This window comes from Pseudomonas sp. UBA6315 (assembly GCF_002438125.1).
Classification (GTDB): Bacteria; Pseudomonadota; Gammaproteobacteria; order Pseudomonadales; family Pseudomonadaceae; genus Aquipseudomonas; species Aquipseudomonas faucium.
Genome location: NZ_DJTF01000157.1, coordinates 1 through 19921 on the forward strand (window position 1 = coordinate 1; position 19921 = coordinate 19921).

General features: G+C 64.2%; 15 protein-coding genes. 4 read left to right on the top strand and 11 right to left on the bottom strand.

The genetic code is table 11. From position 1 onward, the window contains the following. On the bottom strand, positions 1–1303 hold a 1303-nt coding region (locus B3E94_RS18150), incomplete at its 3' end, for an ABC transporter substrate-binding protein (protein WP_286914556.1). A gap of 187 nt (positions 1304–1490) precedes the next feature. On the opposite strand from B3E94_RS18150, the gene B3E94_RS18155 reads away from it, so the two are divergent. After that, positions 1491–1931: an RrF2 family transcriptional regulator gene (locus tag B3E94_RS18155; RefSeq protein WP_286914557.1), complete on the top strand. Its 441-nt coding sequence runs from the start codon at positions 1491–1493 to the stop codon at positions 1929–1931. Positions 1932–2055: 124 nt separating this feature from the next. Here B3E94_RS18155 and B3E94_RS18160 read toward each other — a convergent pair whose 3' ends face one another. Genes B3E94_RS18160 through B3E94_RS18185 form a run of 6 tightly spaced genes read right to left on the bottom strand, consistent with a single transcriptional unit; the run spans position 2056 to position 10402 of the window. Continuing rightward, on the bottom strand, positions 2056–3471 hold the full coding sequence (locus B3E94_RS18160) for an aldehyde dehydrogenase family protein (RefSeq protein WP_286914558.1): 1416 nt from the start codon (positions 3469–3471) through the stop codon (positions 2056–2058). Beyond that, complete coding sequence (locus tag B3E94_RS18165) at positions 3464–4654, bottom strand: pyridoxal phosphate-dependent aminotransferase (protein ID WP_176517703.1); 1191 nt, start codon at positions 4652–4654, stop codon at positions 3464–3466. Before B3E94_RS18165 ends, B3E94_RS18160 begins: the two co-directional genes overlap by 8 nt. Before the next feature lie 28 nt (positions 4655–4682). Further along, positions 4683–6290: a 5-guanidino-2-oxopentanoate decarboxylase gene (locus B3E94_RS18170; RefSeq protein WP_286914559.1), complete on the bottom strand. Its 1608-nt coding sequence runs from the start codon at positions 6288–6290 to the stop codon at positions 4683–4685. After that, positions 6283–8400, bottom strand: a complete 2118-nt coding sequence (locus B3E94_RS18175; protein ID WP_286914560.1) for an acetate--CoA ligase family protein — start codon at positions 8398–8400, stop codon at positions 6283–6285. The genes B3E94_RS18170 and B3E94_RS18175 overlap by 8 nt, the downstream gene beginning before the upstream one ends. Before the next feature lie 13 nt (positions 8401–8413). Continuing rightward, complete coding sequence (locus B3E94_RS18180) at positions 8414–9574, bottom strand: acyl-CoA dehydrogenase family protein (RefSeq protein WP_176517700.1); 1161 nt, start codon at positions 9572–9574, stop codon at positions 8414–8416. Between the two features lie 36 nt (positions 9575–9610). Continuing rightward, positions 9611–10402: an enoyl-CoA hydratase/isomerase family protein gene (locus tag B3E94_RS18185; protein WP_286914562.1), complete on the bottom strand. Its 792-nt coding sequence runs from the start codon at positions 10400–10402 to the stop codon at positions 9611–9613. A gap of 713 nt (positions 10403–11115) precedes the next feature. Between B3E94_RS18185 and B3E94_RS18190 the strand changes: the two genes are divergently transcribed. The 3 genes from B3E94_RS18190 to B3E94_RS18200 are packed head-to-tail and all read left to right on the top strand — an operon-like array spanning position 11116 to position 13647. Further along, positions 11116–12309 (top strand): lipase family protein, encoded by a 1194-nt coding sequence (locus B3E94_RS18190; RefSeq protein ID WP_286914563.1) that lies wholly within the window; start codon positions 11116–11118, stop codon positions 12307–12309. A 16-nt stretch (positions 12310–12325) separates the two neighbouring features. Continuing rightward, entirely contained in the window at positions 12326–12898 is a 573-nt protein-coding gene (locus B3E94_RS18195; protein WP_286914564.1) for a hypothetical protein, read from the top strand. Beyond that, positions 12895–13647 carry a hypothetical protein gene (locus tag B3E94_RS18200; RefSeq protein WP_286914565.1) on the top strand — a complete coding sequence of 251 codons (753 nt, stop codon included), beginning with the start codon at positions 12895–12897 and terminating at the stop codon, positions 13645–13647. The genes B3E94_RS18195 and B3E94_RS18200 overlap by 4 nt, the downstream gene beginning before the upstream one ends. A gap of 955 nt (positions 13648–14602) precedes the next feature. Here the strand turns inward: B3E94_RS18200 and B3E94_RS18205 are convergent. The 4 genes from B3E94_RS18205 to B3E94_RS18220 form a co-directional block, all read right to left on the bottom strand. Further along, complete coding sequence (locus B3E94_RS18205; RefSeq protein ID WP_286914567.1) at positions 14603–16015, bottom strand: amino acid permease; 1413 nt, start codon at positions 16013–16015, stop codon at positions 14603–14605. Positions 16016–16136: 121 nt separating this feature from the next. Continuing rightward, complete coding sequence (locus B3E94_RS18210) at positions 16137–18389, bottom strand: ATP-binding protein (protein ID WP_286914568.1); 2253 nt, start codon at positions 18387–18389, stop codon at positions 16137–16139. After that, a complete protein-coding gene (locus B3E94_RS18215; RefSeq protein WP_286914569.1) occupies positions 18386–19150 on the bottom strand; it encodes a substrate-binding periplasmic protein in 765 nt (254 codons plus the stop codon). Before B3E94_RS18215 ends, B3E94_RS18210 begins: the two co-directional genes overlap by 4 nt. Continuing rightward, positions 19147–19863 (bottom strand): response regulator, encoded by a 717-nt coding sequence (locus B3E94_RS18220; protein ID WP_176517693.1) that lies wholly within the window; start codon positions 19861–19863, stop codon positions 19147–19149. Before B3E94_RS18220 ends, B3E94_RS18215 begins: the two co-directional genes overlap by 4 nt. Between the last annotated feature and the right edge of the window lie 58 nt (positions 19864–19921).

The following is a 19921-nucleotide window of genomic DNA, read 5'->3' on the forward strand; positions in this document are numbered from 1 at the left end:
TGAGGCTGGAGTACCAGAACGAGGTGGTGAAGGGTTGTTTCATCCACACGTTGGAGAAGAAGCCGTCGGCCGGCTCGCGCACCACGTCGATGTCGATGCCGGCCTGGCGCGCCTGCTCCTTGAACAGCACCGAGGCGTCCACCGCGCCGCTGTAGGCGGCGTCGGAGGCCTGCAGGCGCACCTTGAGGCTGTCCATGCCGGCCTGGCGCAGGTAGAAGCGGGCCTTGTCCGGGTCGTAGACGCGCTGCTCCAGGGCCGGGTTGATGAAGCGGTTGGCCGGCTGCAGCGGGTGGTCGTTGCCGACCTGGCCATAGCCGTAGAGCACCGAGGCCAGCAGCGTTTCGCGGTTGACCGCGTGCTTGAGCGCCATGCGCACGTTGTTGTCGCGAAACTGCTGGCTGTCGCAGAGCATCGGGAAGGTGTAGTGCTGGGCGCCCTTGGTTTCCTCGATCACAAGCTTGGGGTTGCGCTTGAGCAGGGCCACGGTCTTGAGGTCGACCTTGTTGATCACATCGACCTTGCCGGTGACCAGGGCGTTGACCCGCGCCGCGCCGTCGGCGATGGCAATCAGCTCGGCGCTGGCGAAATGCGCCCTGCCCGGCTTCCAGTAGTCGGGGCTGCGCTCAAGGTCCATGCGCACGCCCGGCTCGAAGCCCTTGATGCGGTAGCCGCCGGTGCCGACGCCGGCCTGCCAGTCGGCCAGGCCGTCCTTGGCGGGCATGATCACCAGGTGGTAGTCGGCGACCACGTAGGCAAAGTCCGCGTTGCCCGAATGCAGCTCGAACACCACGGTGTCGGGGGCGCTGGCCGACACCTTGGCGACATCGCCGAGCACGGTCTTGGCTGCGGAGGTGGAGTTGTCGCCCAGGTGGTGCTGGATCGAGGCGACCACATCGTCGGCGACAAGGGTTTTGCCGTTGTGGAAGGTCACACCCTGGCGCAGGGTGAAGGTCCAGACTTTCGCGTCCGGGCTCGACTCCCAGCGCTCGGCCAGTTCCGGGATGGCCGTGCCGTCCACGGCGATTTCGCTGAGGGTGTTGTACACCGCCGAAAAGCCGACGAAGGTGAAGGTGTCGACCCAGGAGCCTGGGTCTTTCGAGTCGGTGGTGCTGCCCCCGGCAAGGCCCAGGCGCAGGGTGCCGCCTGGTTTGGGCGTGGCCTCTTCGGCAAAGCTGTTGAATGGCAGGCCGAGGGAGAATGCCCCGGCGATGGCCGCGGCAGCGGCGCTGTACTTGAGGAAGTCCCGGCGCGGCAGGCCGCCTTCGGGAATGACGAGAGGACTCTTGTTGTTGTTATCGCTCATGGCATTTGCCCCTGTTGAACCGCAAGGAATTGTTGTTCGGTCAAAGCGGAGTGCGTAGAAGCTGTGTATAATTTGTAATTGTTACCGTAACAAATACATTAGCGGCACGACAAGCGCTTTTCCAGGGCCCGATGACGGGCTTTTCGATGCTGTAACATTGCGGTTTTCGCAGGGAGCCATTACCTCCATGAGCCAGTCGACCCGACTCATCACTGCTTCGTACATTCTCTCGTTCGTGGCCGCCAATGCGCCGCAGAAGCTGCGCACCGAAACCATCGCCAAATGGGTGAAGGTGCACCCTACCCGCGTGCGCGGGCTGGTGTCGCAGATGGTCAAGGCCAACATCCTGACCTCGTTTCGCGGCGCCCAGGGCGGCGTGACCCTCGCCCGTGCGCCGCGGGAGATCACCCTGCGCGAGGTGTATGACGCAGTGCAGGAAAGCTCGCTGATCGCCGAGAAGATCGACAACCCGTTTGCCGGGCTCGAGGATCACTGCAAGGTGTACGAGGTGTTTACCCGGCTGTTTGCCATGCTGGAGCAGAACATGCGCCTGGACCTGGGGGCGATCACGGCGGATCAGCTGTTTGTGGCCTTTGATACGCCGAAGGAGCAGAGCCGCCTGGCGTGAGCCGGTGCCGGCCTCATCGCCGGCAAGCCGGCTCCCACAGGGTACTGCACAGGGCTCAGGCGCTGTGGAGGACCTGTGGGAGCTGGCTTGCCAGCGATGAGGCCGGTGAGGCACCACGGCGTTACTAGAACTGAACGGCCTTGGTCTCGACGAACTCGCCCAGCCCCTCCTCGCCCCACTCGCGGCCATTGCCCGATTGCTTGTACCCGCCAAACGGCGCCTGGTAGTTGAACGCCCCGCCATTGACGAAGCACTGCCCCGCCCGCAGCTGGCGCGCAAGCTGCAACGCCTTGTCGTGGCTACCCGCCCAGACGGCGCTGGACAGCCCGAACGGTGAATCATTGGCCAGGGCGACTGCCTCGGCTTCGTCGGCATAAGGGATCAAGCACAGCACCGGCCCGAAGATTTCCTCCTGGGCGATACGCATGCGGTTGTCGACATCGGCAAAGATCGTCGGCGGCACGTAGAACCCGCGCTCCAGGCCCGGCGCCGTCTCACCGCCACACAGCAGCCGCGCACCTTCTTCAAGGCCAATGCGGATGTATTCCTGCACCGTGCGCCGCTGCGCCGCCGAACACATCGGCCCAAGGAAACTGCGCGCATCCTGCGGGTCACCCATCACCAGCCCACGGGCCTCGTCCACGGCAATCTCCAGCGCCTGGGCATAGTGCGACGCCGGCAACAGCATGCGGGTCAGCGCCGTACAGGTCTGCCCCGAGTTGATCATCACATCCTGCACGCCATAGCGCACCGCGGCTTCAAGGTCCGCATCGGCGGTGATCAGCAGCGGCGACTTGCCGCCCAGCTCCAGGCACACGCGCTTCACCGACGGCGCCGCCGCCTGCGCCACCCGCACGCCCGCACCGGTGGAGCCGGTGAACGAGACCATGTCCACCTGCGGGTGCCGGGCCACTGCCTCGCCCACCTTCGACCCCGGCCCGCTGACCAGGTTGAACACCCCGGCCGGCAGCCCGATGGCCTCGATCATCTCGGCCAGCACGAACGCATGCAGCGGGGTTTCCTGGCTCGGCTTGACCACCACCGTGCACCCGGCGGCCAAGGCCGGCGCCAGCTTGCCGATCAACTGGTGCAGCGGGTAGTTCCAGGGGTTGATGAAGGCGCACACGCCCACCGCCTCGCGGTACACCAACGAGTTGCCGACCTCGCGGACCTCATCCATCAACCCCGCCAGTTCGATGTACTGCTCAAGGCCGACGATCGGCCCGTCGACCTGCACCGGCCGGCACCACTGCACCGGCATGCCCAGTTCGCTAGTGATCACGGCGGCCATCTCGTCGGCACGGGCCTTGAGCTGGTCAACCAGGGCGCGAATGAACCCGGCGCGCACGCTGGACGGCGTGCCCGACCAGCCGGCAAAGGCCCGGCGCGCCGCCGCGACCGCGCGCTCCACATCCGCTTCGTTACCCAGCGGCACCTTGCCGGCGACCGCCTCGCTGGCCGGGTCGATCACCTCGGCCATGCCCTGCCCCGCCGGCTGTTGCCAGCGCCCATCGATGTACAGGCGGGTGTATTCACGCATGGCGCTGCGCCTCCATCAGCTCACGGGCGCACAGGGCGATGCGCCGACAGGCCTCGCGCAGCGGCGCGGCCGCGAGCACCAGGCCCAGGCGGATATGCCCCGCCGCGCTCGGGCCGAAGGCCTCGCCGGCGAGCACCGACACACCATGCAAGTCGAGCAGGCGGTTGCAGAAGTCCTGGGCGCTGAGCCCGGTCTCGCGGATATCGACCATCACGAACATCCCGCCATCGGGCTTGAGCGCGCGCACGCCCGGGCAATCGGCAAGGCTTGCGCACACCAGGTCGCGGCGCTGGCGATAGGCCTCGCGCATGGCTTCGAGCTCCGGCAACGGCTGCTCCAGCGCAGCCACTGCGGCGTCCTGGATGAAGTCGGGCGAGCCGTAGAGCATGCACAGCGCCAGGTTTTCCAGGTGCCCGGCCAGGGCCGGCGAGCCGACCACCCAGCCGACCCGCCAGCCAGTCATGGCGTGCGACTTGGACAGGCTGTTGAGCGTCGCCGTGCGCTCGGCCATGCCCGGCAGGCTGGCCGGGCTGATGTGCTCGCCGTCGAACAGCAGCTCGCTGTACACCTCGTCGCTGATCAGCCACAGGTCATGGGCGATGCACAGCTCGGCCAGCGCCTCCCAGGTGCTGCGCGGCAGGCTGGCGCCGGAGGGGTTGTGCGGGCTGTTCAGCGCCAGGGCGCGGGTGCGCGGGGTGATGCGCGCGGCAACGTCTTCGGCCTGCACGCGAAAACCATGCTCCGAGCGCACCGGCACCGGCACCACCTTGGCGCCGCAGGCACCGAACACCGCCTCGTAGGTGACGTACATCGGCTCGGCGACGATCACCTCATCGCCCGGCTCCAGCACGCACTGCGCCACGCAGAACAGCGCGCACTGGGCGCCGGCCAGCACCGTCACCTGGTCGGCCGTCACCGCCTGGCCGCTGCGCTGCTGATGGCGGCGGGCGATGGCCTCGCGCAGGCTGCGCTTGCCGCGCACGTCGGCGTAGTGGGTGTGGCCGGCCTGCAGGCTGTCCACCGCCGCCTGGACGATCGGCGCCGGGGTGTCGAAGTCTGGGTCGCCGACCGACAGCAACAGCACGTCGCGGCCCTGTTCGAGCATGGCCAGGGCGCGGTAGTGGATCTCCCAGGCAGCCGCGCCGTCGCCGGCGATACGTTGGGTCAAAGAAGAAAAACGCATGGCTAATATCCTGTTGTGCGGGATGGGCTCAGCGCGCGCAGGCGTGCTTGAGCTCGATCAGGGTCACGCCGTTGCGGGCGAAGCCGCCGCGCAAGTCCCGTTGCAGTTCGTCGAGGCTCTGCGGCTGGGCCACCGTGCAGCCGAATGCGCGGGCCAGGCCTGCGAAGTCCGGGTTGCGCGGCAGCACGCCGATGGGCTCGATGTCCAGGTTGAGCATGTCGTCGCGGATCTGGCCGAGCGCGTCGTTGTTCCACAGCAGCACCACCAGCGGGCGGTCCAGCTCCTCGACGGCGGTGGCCAGCTCCTGCGCGGTGTAGAGGAAGCCGCCGTCGCCCACCAGCACCAGGCCCGGGCGGTCGTCGCTGCCGAACATCCCGCCGATACCGGCCGGCAGGCCGTAGCCGAGGGTGCCGTAGCCGGTCGGGTGCAGCCAGCTGCGCGGCGCGCGGCTGTTGAACACGTAGTTGCCGGTGTAGGCCAGCTGGGTCATGTCGGTGCTGATGAAGGCATTGTCCGGCAGCGCTGCCGCAATGCGCGCGAGGATCGCCTGGTGGATCGACTGCAACGGGCCGTGGCTCGCCTTCACCGCACTGCGCAGGCGCGCCACGGCGGCACTGGCCTGGGTGGCATCGCGCGAGGAGTCGGGCAGGTGCTCGAGCAGCGCTGCCACGGTCTGCTTGGCATCGCCCTGCAACGCCACCGCGCAGGGGTAGAAGTCGTTGAACTTGCGCGGGTCGATGTCCACCCGCAGCAACTCGCCGTTCAGCGGCAAACGCTCGCGCCAGAAGTCGGTGTCGGCCATCTCGGTGCCGACCGCCAGCACCACATCGGCCTCGGCGATCAATTCCCAGCCCGGCTCCACGCACAGGGTGGAGCCGGCATTGAGTGGCGAGTCCAGTGGCGCCAGCCCTTTGCCGGCGACGCTGGTGAAGAACGGCGCGGCCAGGCGCTTGCTCAACAACTGCAATTCGGCAGCCGCCTGCAACGCGCCACCGCCGGCGATGATCATCGGGCGCTTGGCCGCCGCCAGCTTGCTGGCAGCCAGCTCCAGGCTCTCGGTATTGGCCGGGCCGCGACCGGGGCGGCGCACCACTTCATGGCTCCAGTCCCGCGCCACCGGCGCTGCCAGCACGTCCAGCGGCACCGAGATGTGCACCGGGCGCGGGCGTTCGCTGTCGAACACGGCGTAGGCACGGGCGACCAGCTCGGGCAGGTCCTCGGCCTTCAGGGCCACGGCCGAGAAGGCGGTGATCGGCGCGGTCATGGCGCGCTGGTCCTGGGTTTCGTGCAGGCAGCCCCAGCCTTTACCCAGGCTCGCGGTGTGGTTGACGCTGGAGATCACCAGCATCGGGATCGAGTCGGCATAGGCCTGGCCGATGGCGGTGGCCGCGTTGGTCACGCCGGGGCCGGTGATGATGAAACACACCCCCGGCTTGCCACTGACCCGCGCATAACCATCGGCCATGAAGCCTGCGCCCTGCTCGTGGCGGGTGAGCACGTGGCGGATGCCGCTGCCGGGCAGGCCACGGTAGAGCTCCAGGGTGTGCACGCCGGGGATGCCGAACACGGTGTCGACGCCGTAGTTGGCCAGCAGGCGCACCAGCGCCTGGCCGCCCGTCAATGTGGGGTTAGTCATGTTCATGTCCTTGCACCTGGCCGAGACGGATCAAGGCATCGACCGCGGTGGTGCCGCTGGCACCGACCATCAATGGGTTCACATCCAGCTCCAGGAGCTGGCTGGCGTTTTCGCAGGCGTAGTCGGCCACCGCGCGGATGGCGCTGACCAGGGCGTCCAGGTCGGCCGCAGGCTTGCCACGAAAGCCCTGCAGCAAGGCCGCGCTGCGCAGGCCGAGCACGGCGTTGCGGATGGCGCCGTCGGTGGTCGGCAGCAGCAGACTCTTGCTGTCCTTGAGCAGCTCGACGAGGATGCCGCCCGCACCGATCACCAGCGCCAGGCCGAAGTCCGCCTCGCGCTTGATGCCGACGATCAGCTCGGCCAAGGGCGCGCCGGCCATGGGCTCGAGCAGCACCTGGTCGAAGCCGACGCCCGGGGCGTAGGCGCCGATGCGTGCGCGCATCTGCCCCAGGGCGGCGCCGAGGGCAGCCTCGTCACCCAGGTTCAGCGCCACGGCGCCGGCCTCGGTCTTGTGCGGCAACTGCGCGCTGACCGCTTTGAGCACCAGCGGGAAACCGACCTTGCGGGCATCGGCGAGGGCGTGCTGCGGGCTGCTCAGCACGCCCTCCGGAACCGGCAGGCCGAAGCCGCGCAGGGCCTGTTTCGATTCCCATTCGTTGAGCAGCTTGCCGTCACCTGCAAGCGCCTGCGGGCACAGCGGCACCAGCGCCGACTCGCCCAGGGCCAGCAAGGCCTGGCGCTGCTGCGCGTAGCGGGCCACGCGGCCCCAGGCGGCCAGGCCATCCTCCACCCCTTGCAGCGCCGGCACGCCGGCAGCATGCAAGCGCTCGCGGGCGCTGGCCGGCAGCAGTTCGGGGAAGGCCGAGGTAACGAAGCCGGTCTTGCCATGGCGCTGGAGCGCTGCGCAGTACAGTTCCAGCAGCAGGTCGCATTCCTTGCGCTCGCCAGTGAATTCGGCCGGGTAGTCCAGCACCAGCATCGCCGCGTCGGCGTCGCTGCGCAGGGCGCTGTCGAGCATGCGTTGCTTGGCCGGGCCGTCGCCCCAGATCGCGGTGGTGAAGTCCAGTGGGTTGACCAGGTTGGCGTAGGCCGGCAGCACCTGGGCCAGTTCCTCGACCTGGCTGCCGTCCAGGGCCGGCAGGCGCAGGTGGTTGCTTTCCGAGTAGTCGGCGATCAGCCCGGCATCGCCGCCCGAGCAGGCCAGCGCAATCAGGCTGTCGCCCTTGGGCAGGTTGCCGCAGGCGGCGGCCTTGAGGGTTTCGACGAAGCTCACCGGGCCGCTGACGCGGATCACCCCCAGGCGTTCGAACAGGCTGTCGTACAGGGCATCGGAGCCGGACAGCGAGCTGGTGTGGCTCAGCGCAAGCTCGGCGCCGATCTGCGACACGCCGGTCTTCAGCGCGATGATCGGGATGCCCTTCTCCAAGGCCTTGTGGGCGGCGCGGGCGAAGCCTGGCACGTTCTTCAGGCCTTCCAGGTGCAGGCCGATGGCGGTGACGCGCGGCTCGTCGAGCAACACGTCCATCAGTTCGGCGATGCCCAGCTGCGCCTGGTTGCCGACCGAGGCCATGTAGGCCACCGGCAGCGAGCGGTCGCTCATCGACAGGTTGTAGGCAAAGTTGCCGCTCTGGGTCAGCACTGCAACGCCCTTCTCCACGGCCTTGCCGCCGTGGGCCACGGGCCACAGGGCCGCACTGTGCAGGTAGTCGAGCAGGCCGTAGCAGTTGGGCCCGAGCAGCGCCATGTCGCCGGCGGCGGCGAGCAGCTGCTGTTGCAGGGCCTGGCCCTGGGCGCCGCTTTCGGCGAAGCCCGAGGCGTAGCAGATTGCCCCGCCCGCGCCTTTGGCGGCGAGTTCGCCGACACAGGCCAGGGTCAGTTCGCGGTTGGTGGCGATGAACACCGCATCCGGCGCGCAAGGCAGCTCGGCCACGCTGCCCACGCACGGCACGCCGTCGATGCTGGCGTGCTGCGGGTTCACCAGCCACATCTGGCCGGCGTAGCCGCCGTCGGCGCAGCGCTTGAGCGCGCGGGCCATGCTGCGCCCGCCGATGAAGGCCAGGTGCCGGGGTGCCAGCAGGCGTTTGAGGTTGTCACGAATGGGTTGCGACATGGCGATTCTCCGGTCAGCGCAGCAGCGGGCGCAGCAGTTCGCGGGAGATGATGTGCCGCTGGATCTCCGAGGTGCCTTCCCAGATCCGCTCGATCCGCGCGTTGCGCCAGATGCGCTCGACCGGGCCTTCGTCCATCAGGCCCATGCCGCCGTAGATCTGTACCGCCTCGTCGGCGACCTTGCCCAGCACTTCGCTGGCGAACAGCTTGGCCATGCCGGCCTCGCCGTCGGTCATGCTGCCCTGGTCCATCTTCCAGGCGGTGTGCAGGGTCAGCAGTTCGGCGGCGCGAATCTGCGTGGCCATGTCGGCGAGCTTGAACGACACACCCTGGTAGGTGCCGATCGGCTGGCCGAACTGCTTGCGGTCGGCCGCCCATTGCAGCGACGCATCCAGCGCGCGCTGGGCCTGGCCGACGCAGTTGGCGGCGACCATCACCCGGCCTGCGGTGAGCCAGGCGTTGGCCACCTCCCAGCCCTTGCCGACTTCGCCGAGCACCTTGCTGGCCGGCACCTTGCAGTCGTCGAAGAACAGCTCGTAGGTGTGGTAGCCGCGGTTGCTCACGCATTTGGGGCCGCGGCGGATGGTCATGCCCGGGGTGCCGCGGTCGACCAGCAAGGCGGTGACGGCGTTGCGCTTCTTGCCGTTGTGCTCGTAGGTGTCGGTGACGGCGAAGACGATGGCGAAATCGGCGTGCCCGGCATGGCTGATGAAGTGCTTGCTGCCGTTGATGACGAAGTCGTCGCCTTCGCGCACGGCGCGGGTCTTGATCGAGTTGGCATCGGAGCCTGCGCCCGGTTCGGTCAGGGCGAAGCAGTCGGTCTTCTCGCCGCGGATGCACGGCAGCAGGTAGTCCTCGACCTGCTGGCCGGTGCAGGCCATGAGGATTTTCGACGGCCGTGCGACGAACACGTGCAGGGCCCAGGAGACTTTCGACAGCTCGCGCTCGATCAGTGCCTGGGACAGGTAGTCGAGGCCGCCGCCACCGACCTCTTCGGGCATGTTGAAGGCATAGAAGCCGGCGGCGATGGCCTTGCCACGGATTTGCGCGGCGAGCTCCGGGGACACTTCATCGGCGCGGTCCACGGCTTCTTCATGGGGCAACAGCTCCTTGGCGACGAAGCTGCGTACGGCATCCACCAACATTTCTTGTTCTTGGGTCAGTTGGAAATTCATGGCCTGTTCCTGGGTAACCGGGGAATGAGTGAGTGCTTACTTGCCGGTGAAGCGTGGTGCGCGTTTTTCGGTGGCCGCGCGCAAGGCTTCGGCGCCATCGTCGCTGCGCCCGCAGAGCAGACCGGCGGCGAGCTCTGCGCTGAGCTGTTCGCCGAGGCTGCGCGCGGCGCCCTCGCGGATCAGCCGTTTGGTCTGGGTGAAGGCGAAGGTCGGCCCTTGGGCCAGGCGTGCGGCAAGCTCGGCGGTGGCGCCGGGCAACTGCTCGTCGGCGACCACTTCACCGACCAGGCCGGCGGCCAGTGCGCGCTCGGCGCCCCAGAGCTCGTCGAGGAACAGCAGGCGCTTGGCCTGCTCGCTGCCGATCAGGCGCGGCAAGTGCCAGCTGGCGCCGGCGTCCGGCGAGTAGGCCATGCTGGTGTAGCCGGCCTTGAAGCGCGCCGACTGGGCGGCCAGGCGCAGGTCGCAGCACAGCGACAGGTCCATGCCGGCGCCGACGGCGGTGCCGTTGATGGCGGCGATGGTGGGTTTGCCCAGGTTGTGCAGGCACTGCATCAGGGCGTGGGCGGTTTCGGTCCAGCCATAGGTTTCCAGGGCGCCACGGGCTTCGGCCTCGGCCCATTCGGCAAGGTCGGCGCCGGCGCAGAAGCTGCGGCCGCTGCCGGTCAGCACCACCACGCGCACGGCCGGGTCGCTGTTGTACGCCTCGAGGGTGGCGTGCAGCGTCTTCAGGGTGGGGATATCCAGCGCATTGCGCTGCTCGGGGCGGTTCAGGGTGATCCAGGCGACGCCGGCTTCAACCTGCGTGAGTAGGGACGACGGAGCGGTCATGACGGGCCTCGAATTATTGTGATTGGGGGTAAGACCTGAGGCTCATGCTAAACGAGTGTTCAGTAAGGAGGCAATTGGCGGGGTGGTTGGCGTGTAACCGCTGAAAAATCTATTTATCTCATTGTTTTATATGGATTTATTTTGCGATTCAGCGATGCGTCGGCGGGCGCTGTTACAACTTTGTACAACTGCCCATGAGCGCCCTGCCTGTGGGAGCGGGTTTGCCCCGCGAAGGGGCCCGCCCAGATCATGTAAATATTTGTAGGAGAAATTTCAGCTAAATGTAGGAAACATCTATATTCCCCCGGAAGGCTGGCCTGTTCAGAAAATGTGCGCCAAGTTCAAAACTTCATTACAGTGGAGTTTTGAAAAATGCCCAGGGCATCGTTGACCCCAGCCTGTACAAACCCGTCTTCGACAGCACTCAAAGTAAGCTCGGCGCCGATGTGCGCCTACTGGTGTTGCCAGCCCCGCAGATTGAGCCTCAACGTACCGTGCTCGGCGCATTCATTGGCTTTGATAGTTCTGCGCACCCCTGATAGTCGTCCTGATTATCACCTCAGCGGAACAGCACACTTCCTTCATGGAATGAGAATCTTCTCTCGAAAGTACGTGATCGAGCATTCAATTTCGCCATAACCCCACCCTTTGGCGACGCACTTAAAACTTCACCCTGCGCTTAAAAACAACGCCTTGGAATAGATAATAAATTTATGAATGAATTCCTTCATCGCACGGACACGCTGGGCTCGAGCAAAGTGGTTATTTGTGGCAAACAGAAAACACACTGGCTGGAGTTTCAGCTACTCGACGAACGGGGCGAACCGCTGGTGAACATACCCTATCGCGCCGAAAATGACGCCACGCGCGCCGCCTGCGCACCTGTATATACCGGGGTAAGCGATGCCCAAGGCGTGATTCGCCTGGAAGGTCTGCATCCGATTCGCATCAGCCTGAAGTTGTCGGCCGACCCCTTGGCTGAGCAATTGTCGACAAGGCGCCTGCGTGCTGAAAGACCCGAGCCTGCACGGCCTGGAATTGGCAACCCTACACCGCTGCATGGGCCTCAGCGTTCAGGGTTTTCACCGATTGAAGACGAGGCGCAGGCGGCAGGACATGGTTACCACTACCTGCGTATTGGGCAACTGTGCGATCAGTTGCCTAATTTCGACCCTCCGCTGGCGAATCCGGATTCACCGCCGGCTTTCCACTTCCCGGATCCGGACTATGAAGGATTTAGCGTTTGCTACGAGGACTTGAACCGCCGTCATGTGCTGGAGGTATGTCCGTTACGTGCATGGTCTCTAGTGCTTCACCATCAGCGTGATTACAGCCTGGCGAACGCTTACAACTTAGGTTTGATGAGTATCTTGTCTTACAGTAAATCACACCTTATGGAGAGAGGCTCCGTGCTGGAGTTTTTTGAATTGCAGTGCACGGATCTATCACGCACGCCCCGAGTATGGGACAACGGCCAAGCTTGGCCGTGCTTGGTGACAGATGTTCCGTTTAGTGATCGCTATACGAATAATAAATCACTGGACACTGACCAAGCTGAGTCAGCGGAAGGTCATACCCAGCTATTTTACGCGATCAGTTCAACTCAGGTATTGGTGGCTTGGCGCGGTACCGAAACGGATGGCATTGACGATTTAATTACCGACTTGGCCTTCCGTCCAGTTAAACCAAAATCTCCATCAAGTTGTGCACCAAGCGTACCCTGCCCTGATTTAACGGCACGAGGCCGCGTACACCTAGGCTTCCGTAACGGGTTTGAAGTTGCTAGAAAAATCTACCGCAAAGAATTAATAGAAATAATTCCTGAAAGCTCACTGGATAGAAAACTCTTTATATGTGGCCATAGTCTGGCATGTCATGTATCGATCGAAGCTGTGCACGTTTACTGACCATACGGCGAGTGGCGTGCCTTATCAACGTGATGGGTACAAACGAACTGATGTACAGCCTATGCGTAGGGGGCAGGCTGATCTATATGAAGCCAACTTGGCGGTGGACGGCGGCGGGGCTTGTCAGTGGCGCTTGAGCAACGTCACCTTTGGTGTCATGTATAAAGATCCTACCCAGTTTGGCGATGGAGTGGTTTACGGCGCGGGAGGAGGTATCGTTGTTATGTTTGATGAGAATAATCCAGGTCGCGCTGGCGTGTATAAAAAGATTGAGGGCGATTTGACATTAAAGAATGACTACTACCCCTGGATGCATGAACGCTTTATCGGAGGATATGAAAAAAGCATTAGCTTGACTGGAGAAGGTCAAATATATGTCAGATACAAAGCACTACAGGCGCGAAGTGTGTATTTCGAACCCGTCCTCCATTCTGGTTATATGGCGCGCTCTGTGGGCCCAACGGTAAAGCGCGAAGGCAATCGAACAATTTACTTCTACCCTGACGGAAGTAGCACTCCAGAGCCTCAATTCAAGCCAAACTTTCGAAAAATGCAAGCCATACGCCTGGCTGCCGAGGTGCAAAAATGAACCTGGCACTGTCTATAGGGTTTCTGATACTGATCCTAAATCTTGCAGGTTGCACCACCGACAGAAGTCTTAACCCGGCAGTGGATGGAGAGCACATTACCGTGACTGTCAAAGTACCTGAAGAACTTATTGCAGAGGTCATGCAAGTCATGTATCGATCGAAGCTATGCACGTTTACTGACTATACAGCCAGCGGAGTGCCTTATAAGCGTGAAGGGTACAAAAGCACAAACATTCAACCTGTGCGTCAGGGGCTGACCGATCTGTATGAAACTAAGTTGGCAATAGACGGTGGCGGTGCGTGTCAATGGCGCCTGAGCAATGTCACCTTCGGTGTGATGTATAAAGATCCCACCCAGTTTGGCGATGGCGTTGTTTACGGCGCAGGCGGTGGGATAGTCGTTATTTTTGATCACAATGATTCGGGGCGCGGCGGCGCGGATAGAAAAGTTGAAGGCGATCTGATTATGCGCAACGACTACTACCCTTGGACGCACGAAAGCTTTATCGGGGGCTACGAGAAAAGTGTGAGCTTGACCGGAGATGGCCATATATATAGCAAATACCAGGCAACGCAGGCACGAAAGGTATATTTCGAACCCGTCCTGCATTCTGCTTTTATTGCGCGCTCCGTGGGACCGAAGGTAAAGCGCGAAGGCAATCGAACCCTTTACTACTATCCCGACGGCAGTAGCTCCCCGGAGCCTCAATTTAGGCCGAGCTTCGAAAATTACAGTCCATCCGCCTAGCTGCGGAAGCGAAAAAATGAGCGTGCTCTCCTTTTAGCTTCTTGGCACTGCTGCAGGTCTATTCGGTTGCACCTCACAGTGACTATGAGAATACCCGTGTGAGAGCCGGCGATAGAGCCGAGCCGGATGCAATGCTGCCGGAGTGGTGAATGTCTCTTTTGATTAATCGCGGCGCTCGGAAATCAATTCCGGAGTTGACGAAATCACCTGCACACATATCGAAACACTCATTCTGCGTCCTCTGCCATTCAACATCGACTCATCATCCATAGCTTGCGAACCCCGCACCTCACAAAACCAAGAAAATCCTGGGTCAGATGAATGATTTTTCCTACACTTAACACAGATACTTCCTGCACGAACACCCTAAAAATCATAGTCAACGACACAGCACTATCCCTACGTAGGAAATTACTGAGGCGCATTCCCACAAAAAAGAACTTCGACTAAACAACTTAAAAACCTACCCCCTTCATTCAAACAATTGACACACGCTTCTCAAACCCCTAAACCTCTAGACACCCGCAAATACTGGGCAATCACAAAACCAGGAGTCATGATGAAAAATCAATATGGTACCCGCCCCAAAAAGCTTTCTTCCGAAACCAACTTCAATAGGGCGCCGGAGCTTTTCGAAACAAGAAATCCTACTCGGCGATGGCCGCACCCGAATTCTACAGAGCGACCCAGTGAAAACACTTAGAACTTACAACTACGAAATACTCAATTTCGAAACTGACCCTCTGAGCATCCATTTAAACAGACCGGCAACCGCTATCGAACAAAAAACAATAGAAGCCTTGGGACAAATTAACAAAACCAACTCCACACCACTCAGCACAGCACACTGGAGAACGCTTACTTCACTCTTTTCCTCAATGAAACCAAGCAAGCTGCGTAGACCCTGAGCCCCGCTCCAACAAAAAACGCGGCCCTCAGGCCGCGTTCATTCGCTTCACGCCACCGGCATATCCGGCTCCAACCCTACCCCCTGGCGCTTACGCTGCACCACGAAGTACGCCGCATAACACAGCGCAATAAACCCAAAGCCCCAGTACAGCGAAGGCCGCTGGGTCTCATCCATCGCCAGAAACACGAACAGCGAACTGCACAGGGTAATGCACAGCAACGGCACCAGCGGATACAGCGGAGCCCGGTACTTCAGCTCACTCAACTGCCCGCCATCACGCAGGAACTGCTGGCGGAAGCGGTACTGCGCCAGGGCAATCACGATCCAGGTCACCGTGCCCGACATCCCGCTCACCGCCATCAGCACCATGAACAAGGTGTCGGCGGCGACGAAGCTGGTCATCAGCGACACCAGCGCAAAGCACAGGGTGATGAACAGCGCCCGCAGCGGCACGCCGCGGCTGCTCAGCGGCGACAGGCTGCGGGGCGCCATGCCGGTCTTGGACATGGCCCAGAGGATGCGGGTGGAGGCATAGAGGCCGGAGTTGCCCACCGAGAGAATCGCGGTGAGGATCACGAAGTTCATCAGGTCCGCGGCAAAAGGAATGCCGACCATGTCGAACACCTGCACGAACGGGCTTTCCATCAGCCCGGCCTGCTGCCACGGCACGATCGCCGACAGCACCACGATCGCCAGCACATAGAAGATCAGCACGCGGAACACCACGTTGCGCACCGCGCGCGGGATGCTTTTTTCCGGCTGGTCGGTCTCGCCCGCCGCCACGCCCATGATCTCGCAACCCTGGAAGGCGTAGACCACGGTCATCATCACCGCGAACACGGCCGACAGGCCATTGGGGAACAGCGACTCGCCGATCAGGTTGCTCATCATCGGCGCCGGCGCCCCGCTGGTCAGCGGGATCGCGCCGAAGATCACCAGCACGCCGACGATGATGAAGCCCAGGATCGCCGCCACCTTGATGCCGGCAAACCAGTACTCCGCCTCGCCAAAGGCGCGGGTGGCCAGGGCGTTGATGCCGAACAGCACGGCGACGAACAGCGCCGACCAGTACCAGATCGGCACCCCGGGGAACCAGCGCTCCATCAGCATGCCGGCAGCGGTGAACTCCAGGCCCACGGTGGTGGCCCAGCTCATCCAGTACACCCAGCCGATCATAAAGCCCGTGGCCGGGCCGATGAATTTCGTCGCATGGGCCTGGAACGAGCCGGACACCGGCATCTGCACCGACAACTCGCCCAGGCAGACCATGACCAGGTACATCAGGAAACCGGCCACCAGGTAGGCCAGGATCGCGCCCACCGGCCCGCCCTGGTTGATGGTCACGCCCGAGCCCATGAACAGCCCGGTGCCGATCACGCCACCGAGCGAGAGCATGAAGATGTGCCGGCTCTTCAATGCCCGTGTGAGGTGGATACCTTCAGCTTTACGGCCTTTCATTATTATTATCTCCAATAAGCGTCGAAGACCGCGTGCCGCGGTTGAGCCGATTATTGGAAAGCGATGTAAGGCGCGGTTGATCGTAAAGATCGAAGATGTAAAAAGTCGTAAGGTTTTTGTCTCAGGCCGCCAGCAGTTGCGCCAGGCTGTCTTCGGCGCGCAAGAGCTGCTCGCGCAGCGCCCCGGCCATGGCCCGCACAGCGGCCTTGTCGCGTGCCAGGGCGCTTTCTTCCAGTTGCCGCAAGCTCGCTGCCAGGCCGCACAAGCCCAGGGAATCGCAGCTGCCGGCCAGGCGATGGGCCAGGTGCATGACCTCGGTGCAGTCCCCCGCCTCCACCGCTTCGAGCAACGGCTGGCGGTGTTGCGCCAGGGCGTCGCGCAAACCGGCCAGCAGGCCCTGCAGCTTCTGCTCGCCCAGCAGCGTGCGGTGCGTGCCGAGCAGTGCGTGGTCGAGCCAGGCAGAGGTTGCAGGCTGCTGCGCCTGGCCCTGCCCGGCCAGGGCCAGGCGCAGGTTGGCCAGCTTCAGCGGCTTGCCCAGCACGCCTTGCATGCCGGCATCCAGGTAGGCGCGCACCAGCCCCGGCTGGACGCTGGCGGTCAGCGCCAGGATGCGCGTGGCGCGGTTGGGCGTGGCGCCAGCGCGTACCTGCCGGCACAGCTCCACGCCACTGCTGCCCGGCAGGTGCACATCCAGCAGCAGCAGGTCGAAGCGCCGCTGGGCGCACAGCTGCAAGCCCTGCTCGGCATCCTCGGCCAGCCACACCCGGTGCCCGTCACGCTCCAGCAGCCCGCGCACCACGTCGCGGTTCAAGGCCACGTCTTCCACCACCAGGATGTCCAGCGGCGCCACGTTGGCAGCCGTATCGGCCACGGCCTGCAGCCCTTGCCCCGTTTCGAGCTCAAGCTCGAACCAGAAGCAGCTGCCCTGCCCTTCGCGGCTGCGCACGCCAATCTGCCCGCCCATCTGCTCGACCAGGTGCTTGCTGATGGCCAGGCCCAAACCGGTGCCGCCGTAGCGCCGGGCCACGGCCTCGCTGGCCTGGACGAAGCGGTCGAAGATCTTCGGCTGCATCGCCTCGCAGATGCCGATGCCATCGTCGGTGACGCTCACCCGCAGCTGCTGGCGACCGGGCGCCTGGCGCAGCACCTGGACCTCGACCAGGATCTCGCCGCCCTCGGTGAACTTGATGGCATTGGCCAGCAGGTTGCTCAGCACCTGGCGCAGGTACTGCTCGGCGCCATGCTGGTGGCCGGCCAGCTGCGGGTCGATGCGGCACAGCACCAGGCTGTCGTTGGCCAGCGCACGGGGCTCGAGCAGGGTCAGCACCTCGTCACACAGCTGGCGCAGGGAAAACGCCACGGCCTCCGGGCGGCTTTCGCCTTCTTCGAGGCGGGCGAAGTACAGCACTTCGTTGAGGATGCCCAGCAGCCCTTCGCCGGCCTTGTACAGCGCCTCCAGGCGGGTGCGGTCCTGCGCCGCCAGCCCGGCGCCGCGCAGCAGCTCGGCCATGCCGAGGATGCCGTTCAAAGGCGTGCGCAATTCATGGCTCATGGTGGCCAGGAAGCGCGACTTGGCAAGGTTGGCGGCCTCGGCGTCGTCCTTGGCACGCATCAGGCTCGCGGTGCGGCGCTCGACCTGCTTCTGCAGCTCGTCACGCTTGCCCTGCAGGGCCAGGCGGTCGCGCTCGCGGCGCTCGATGTCACTGAGAATCGCCCGGCGCATGTCATCCAGCGCCAGCGCCACGCTGTCGATCTCGTCCGGGTGTGGCGAGCGGCGCTTGCGCAGGCGCAGGGGCTCGTGCCACTGGCCGGCCCCAATGCGCCGGGCAAAGTCGGCCATCACCTGCAGGTGGCGGGTGACCAGGCGGTAGAACAACCCGGACAGCGCCAGGGCCAGGCCGCAGAGGAACACGCTCATCCACAGCAGGCTGGTCAGCCCCGTGGCGAACAGGCGTCGATGCACCGCGCCCAGGTCGATGCTCACTTCCAGCTCGCCCAGGTGGCGCACCGGGCCTGAAGGCGGCTGGTAATCCAAGGCGAAGCGCTCGACCCGCAGCGGCCCCTGCGGCGCCGCATCTCCCTGCTGCAAGGTGAAGTCGGGGCTGTTCAGGCGCACCCGTGCCACGTCGGAGAAATCCACCAGCCCGCGCAGCTGCACGTTGAGCTGCTCCTGGTTCAGGTCCCACAGGCTGCGCTCCAGGCTCTCCAGGTAACCGGCACGGATCAGCGCCATGCGCGCATCGATCTCGCGCATCTCGCGGCGGTATTCGAAATACAGCTGCACGCTGCTGGCCAGCACCGTGAAACACAGGCTGAACAGCAGGATGAACAGCAGCAGCCGGCGTAGCAGGCCCCCCGGTTGCAGGCGGCTCATGGCTGGCTGACCATGTCGCGGTAGGTGACCTCGCTCTCGTGCAGCCAGCGCTCGAGCTCGCCGGCATCGGTCATCTGCTGCAGTTGCTGGTCGATCTCGGCCATGCGCCTGCTCAGCGGCGAACGGCGCGACACCGCCACGCGCAGGTAATCGACGCTGAGCGCCGGGGGCAGCGCGACGATGTCGCGGGCGCCGGCCAGGTGCTCGACGAACAGCTGGCCGGTGCGCCGCTCCTGGATCACGAAATCGATGCGCCCGCGCATCAGCTTGCCGAAATTCTGCCCGCTGTCCGACACCCATTCGATGTTCTGGTGCTGCGCCACGAAACGGTCGAACTCGGGGCCGTAGCTCTCGCCGAACAGCAGCCCGCCGCGGTAATGGGCCAGGTCTTCGAGCTTGTCGAACTTCAGCGGCCGCTGGCGGTTGGCGAACACCGCCACCTCCTCGCGCAGCACCGGCACCTGGGAAAACAGCATGGTCTGGGCGCGCTGCTCGGAGGTGTAGGCCAGCACCACATCCACCCGCCCTTCGGCGGCATCGAGCAGGCAGCGCTGCCAGTTGCCCAGCACCACCATTTCGACCTGGTAGCCCAGCCGCCCGAACAGCTCGCGCACGACCGTCGGCGCCAGGCCGCGCGGCTGCCTGCCGTCGCTCCAGGACACCGGCGGGTAGACCGGGTAGTCGCAGTAGCGAATGCTTTCGCCGGCCTGCAGCGCTGCACTTGCCAGCAGCGCCAGCAGGCCGAGCAGGTAGCGGCTCACGCCGCCACGCTGGCGGTGAACAGGTAGCCGGCGCCGTGGATGGTGATGATCAGTTCAGGCTCGGCCGGGTCGTCGTGCAGCTTGCGCCGCAAGCGGCCGACCAGCACGTCGATGGAACGGTCGTTGGGCACCCACTCGCGGTTGCGGATCTGGTCCATCAGCTGGTCGCGGCTCAGGGTATGGCCACTGTTGCGCAGGAACACGCTGAGCAGCTGGAATTCGCCGTGGGTCAGCAGCGTTTCGCCGCCTTGCGCATCGACCAGGCGGCGGCGGTCGCAGTCCAGCGACCAGTCGCCGAACTGCTTGAGCGAGGCATTGGCCGGCGCGGCCGGGCGCGTGCCCTGGGCGTGGCGCACGCGGCGGATCAGGTTCTTGGCGCGCGACACCAGCTCGCGGGGGTTGAGCGGTTTGCTGACGTAGTCGTCGGCGCCGCATTCCAGGCCGACGATGCGGTCGATCTCGTCGTTGCGCCCGGTGATCAGGATGATCCCCACTTCCGAGCGCACCCGCAGCTCGCGGGTCAGGGTCAGGCCGTCCTTGCCGGGCAGGCGGATGTCCAGCATCACCAGTTCCACCGGCTGCTCGGCCAGCAGCGTTTCGGCCTGCTCGGCGGTGGCGGCGCAGTGCACGACGTAGCCTTCCTGGGCGAGGTAGGCCTGGAGCAAGTCACGAATCAGCGGATCGTCGTCGACGATCAGTACGCGAGAGGTCATTGCGTAGGGTCCTGAGTCGCCCGAAGGCGCGTTTCTTATTAGAGTGGGCCAAGACTAG

Bases quoted from the DNA above. Each gene is read 5' to 3' on its own strand.
- B3E94_RS18155 (WP_286914557.1), top strand. From the start codon at position 1,491: ATGAGCCAGTCGACCCGACTCATCACTGCTTCGTACATTCTCTCGTTC.
- B3E94_RS18160 (WP_286914558.1), bottom strand. From the start codon at position 3,471: ATGCGTGAATACACCCGCCTGTACATCGATGGGCGCTGGCAACAGCCG.
- B3E94_RS18165 (WP_176517703.1), bottom strand. From the start codon at position 4,654: ATGCGTTTTTCTTCTTTGACCCAACGTATCGCCGGCGACGGCGCGGCT.
- B3E94_RS18170 (WP_286914559.1), bottom strand. From the start codon at position 6,290: ATGACTAACCCCACATTGACGGGCGGCCAGGCGCTGGTGCGCCTGCTG.
- B3E94_RS18175 (WP_286914560.1), bottom strand. From the start codon at position 8,400: ATGTCGCAACCCATTCGTGACAACCTCAAACGCCTGCTGGCACCCCGG.
- B3E94_RS18180 (WP_176517700.1), bottom strand. From the start codon at position 9,574: ATGAATTTCCAACTGACCCAAGAACAAGAAATGTTGGTGGATGCCGTA.
- B3E94_RS18185 (WP_286914562.1), bottom strand. From the start codon at position 10,402: ATGACCGCTCCGTCGTCCCTACTCACGCAGGTTGAAGCCGGCGTCGCC.
- B3E94_RS18190 (WP_286914563.1), top strand. From the start codon at position 11,116: ATGAATGAATTCCTTCATCGCACGGACACGCTGGGCTCGAGCAAAGTG.
- B3E94_RS18200 (WP_286914565.1), top strand. From the start codon at position 12,895: ATGAACCTGGCACTGTCTATAGGGTTTCTGATACTGATCCTAAATCTT.
- B3E94_RS18205 (WP_286914567.1), bottom strand. From the start codon at position 16,015: ATGAAAGGCCGTAAAGCTGAAGGTATCCACCTCACACGGGCATTGAAG.
- B3E94_RS18210 (WP_286914568.1), bottom strand. From the start codon at position 18,389: ATGAGCCGCCTGCAACCGGGGGGCCTGCTACGCCGGCTGCTGCTGTTC.
- B3E94_RS18220 (WP_176517693.1), bottom strand. From the start codon at position 19,863: ATGACCTCTCGCGTACTGATCGTCGACGACGATCCGCTGATTCGTGAC.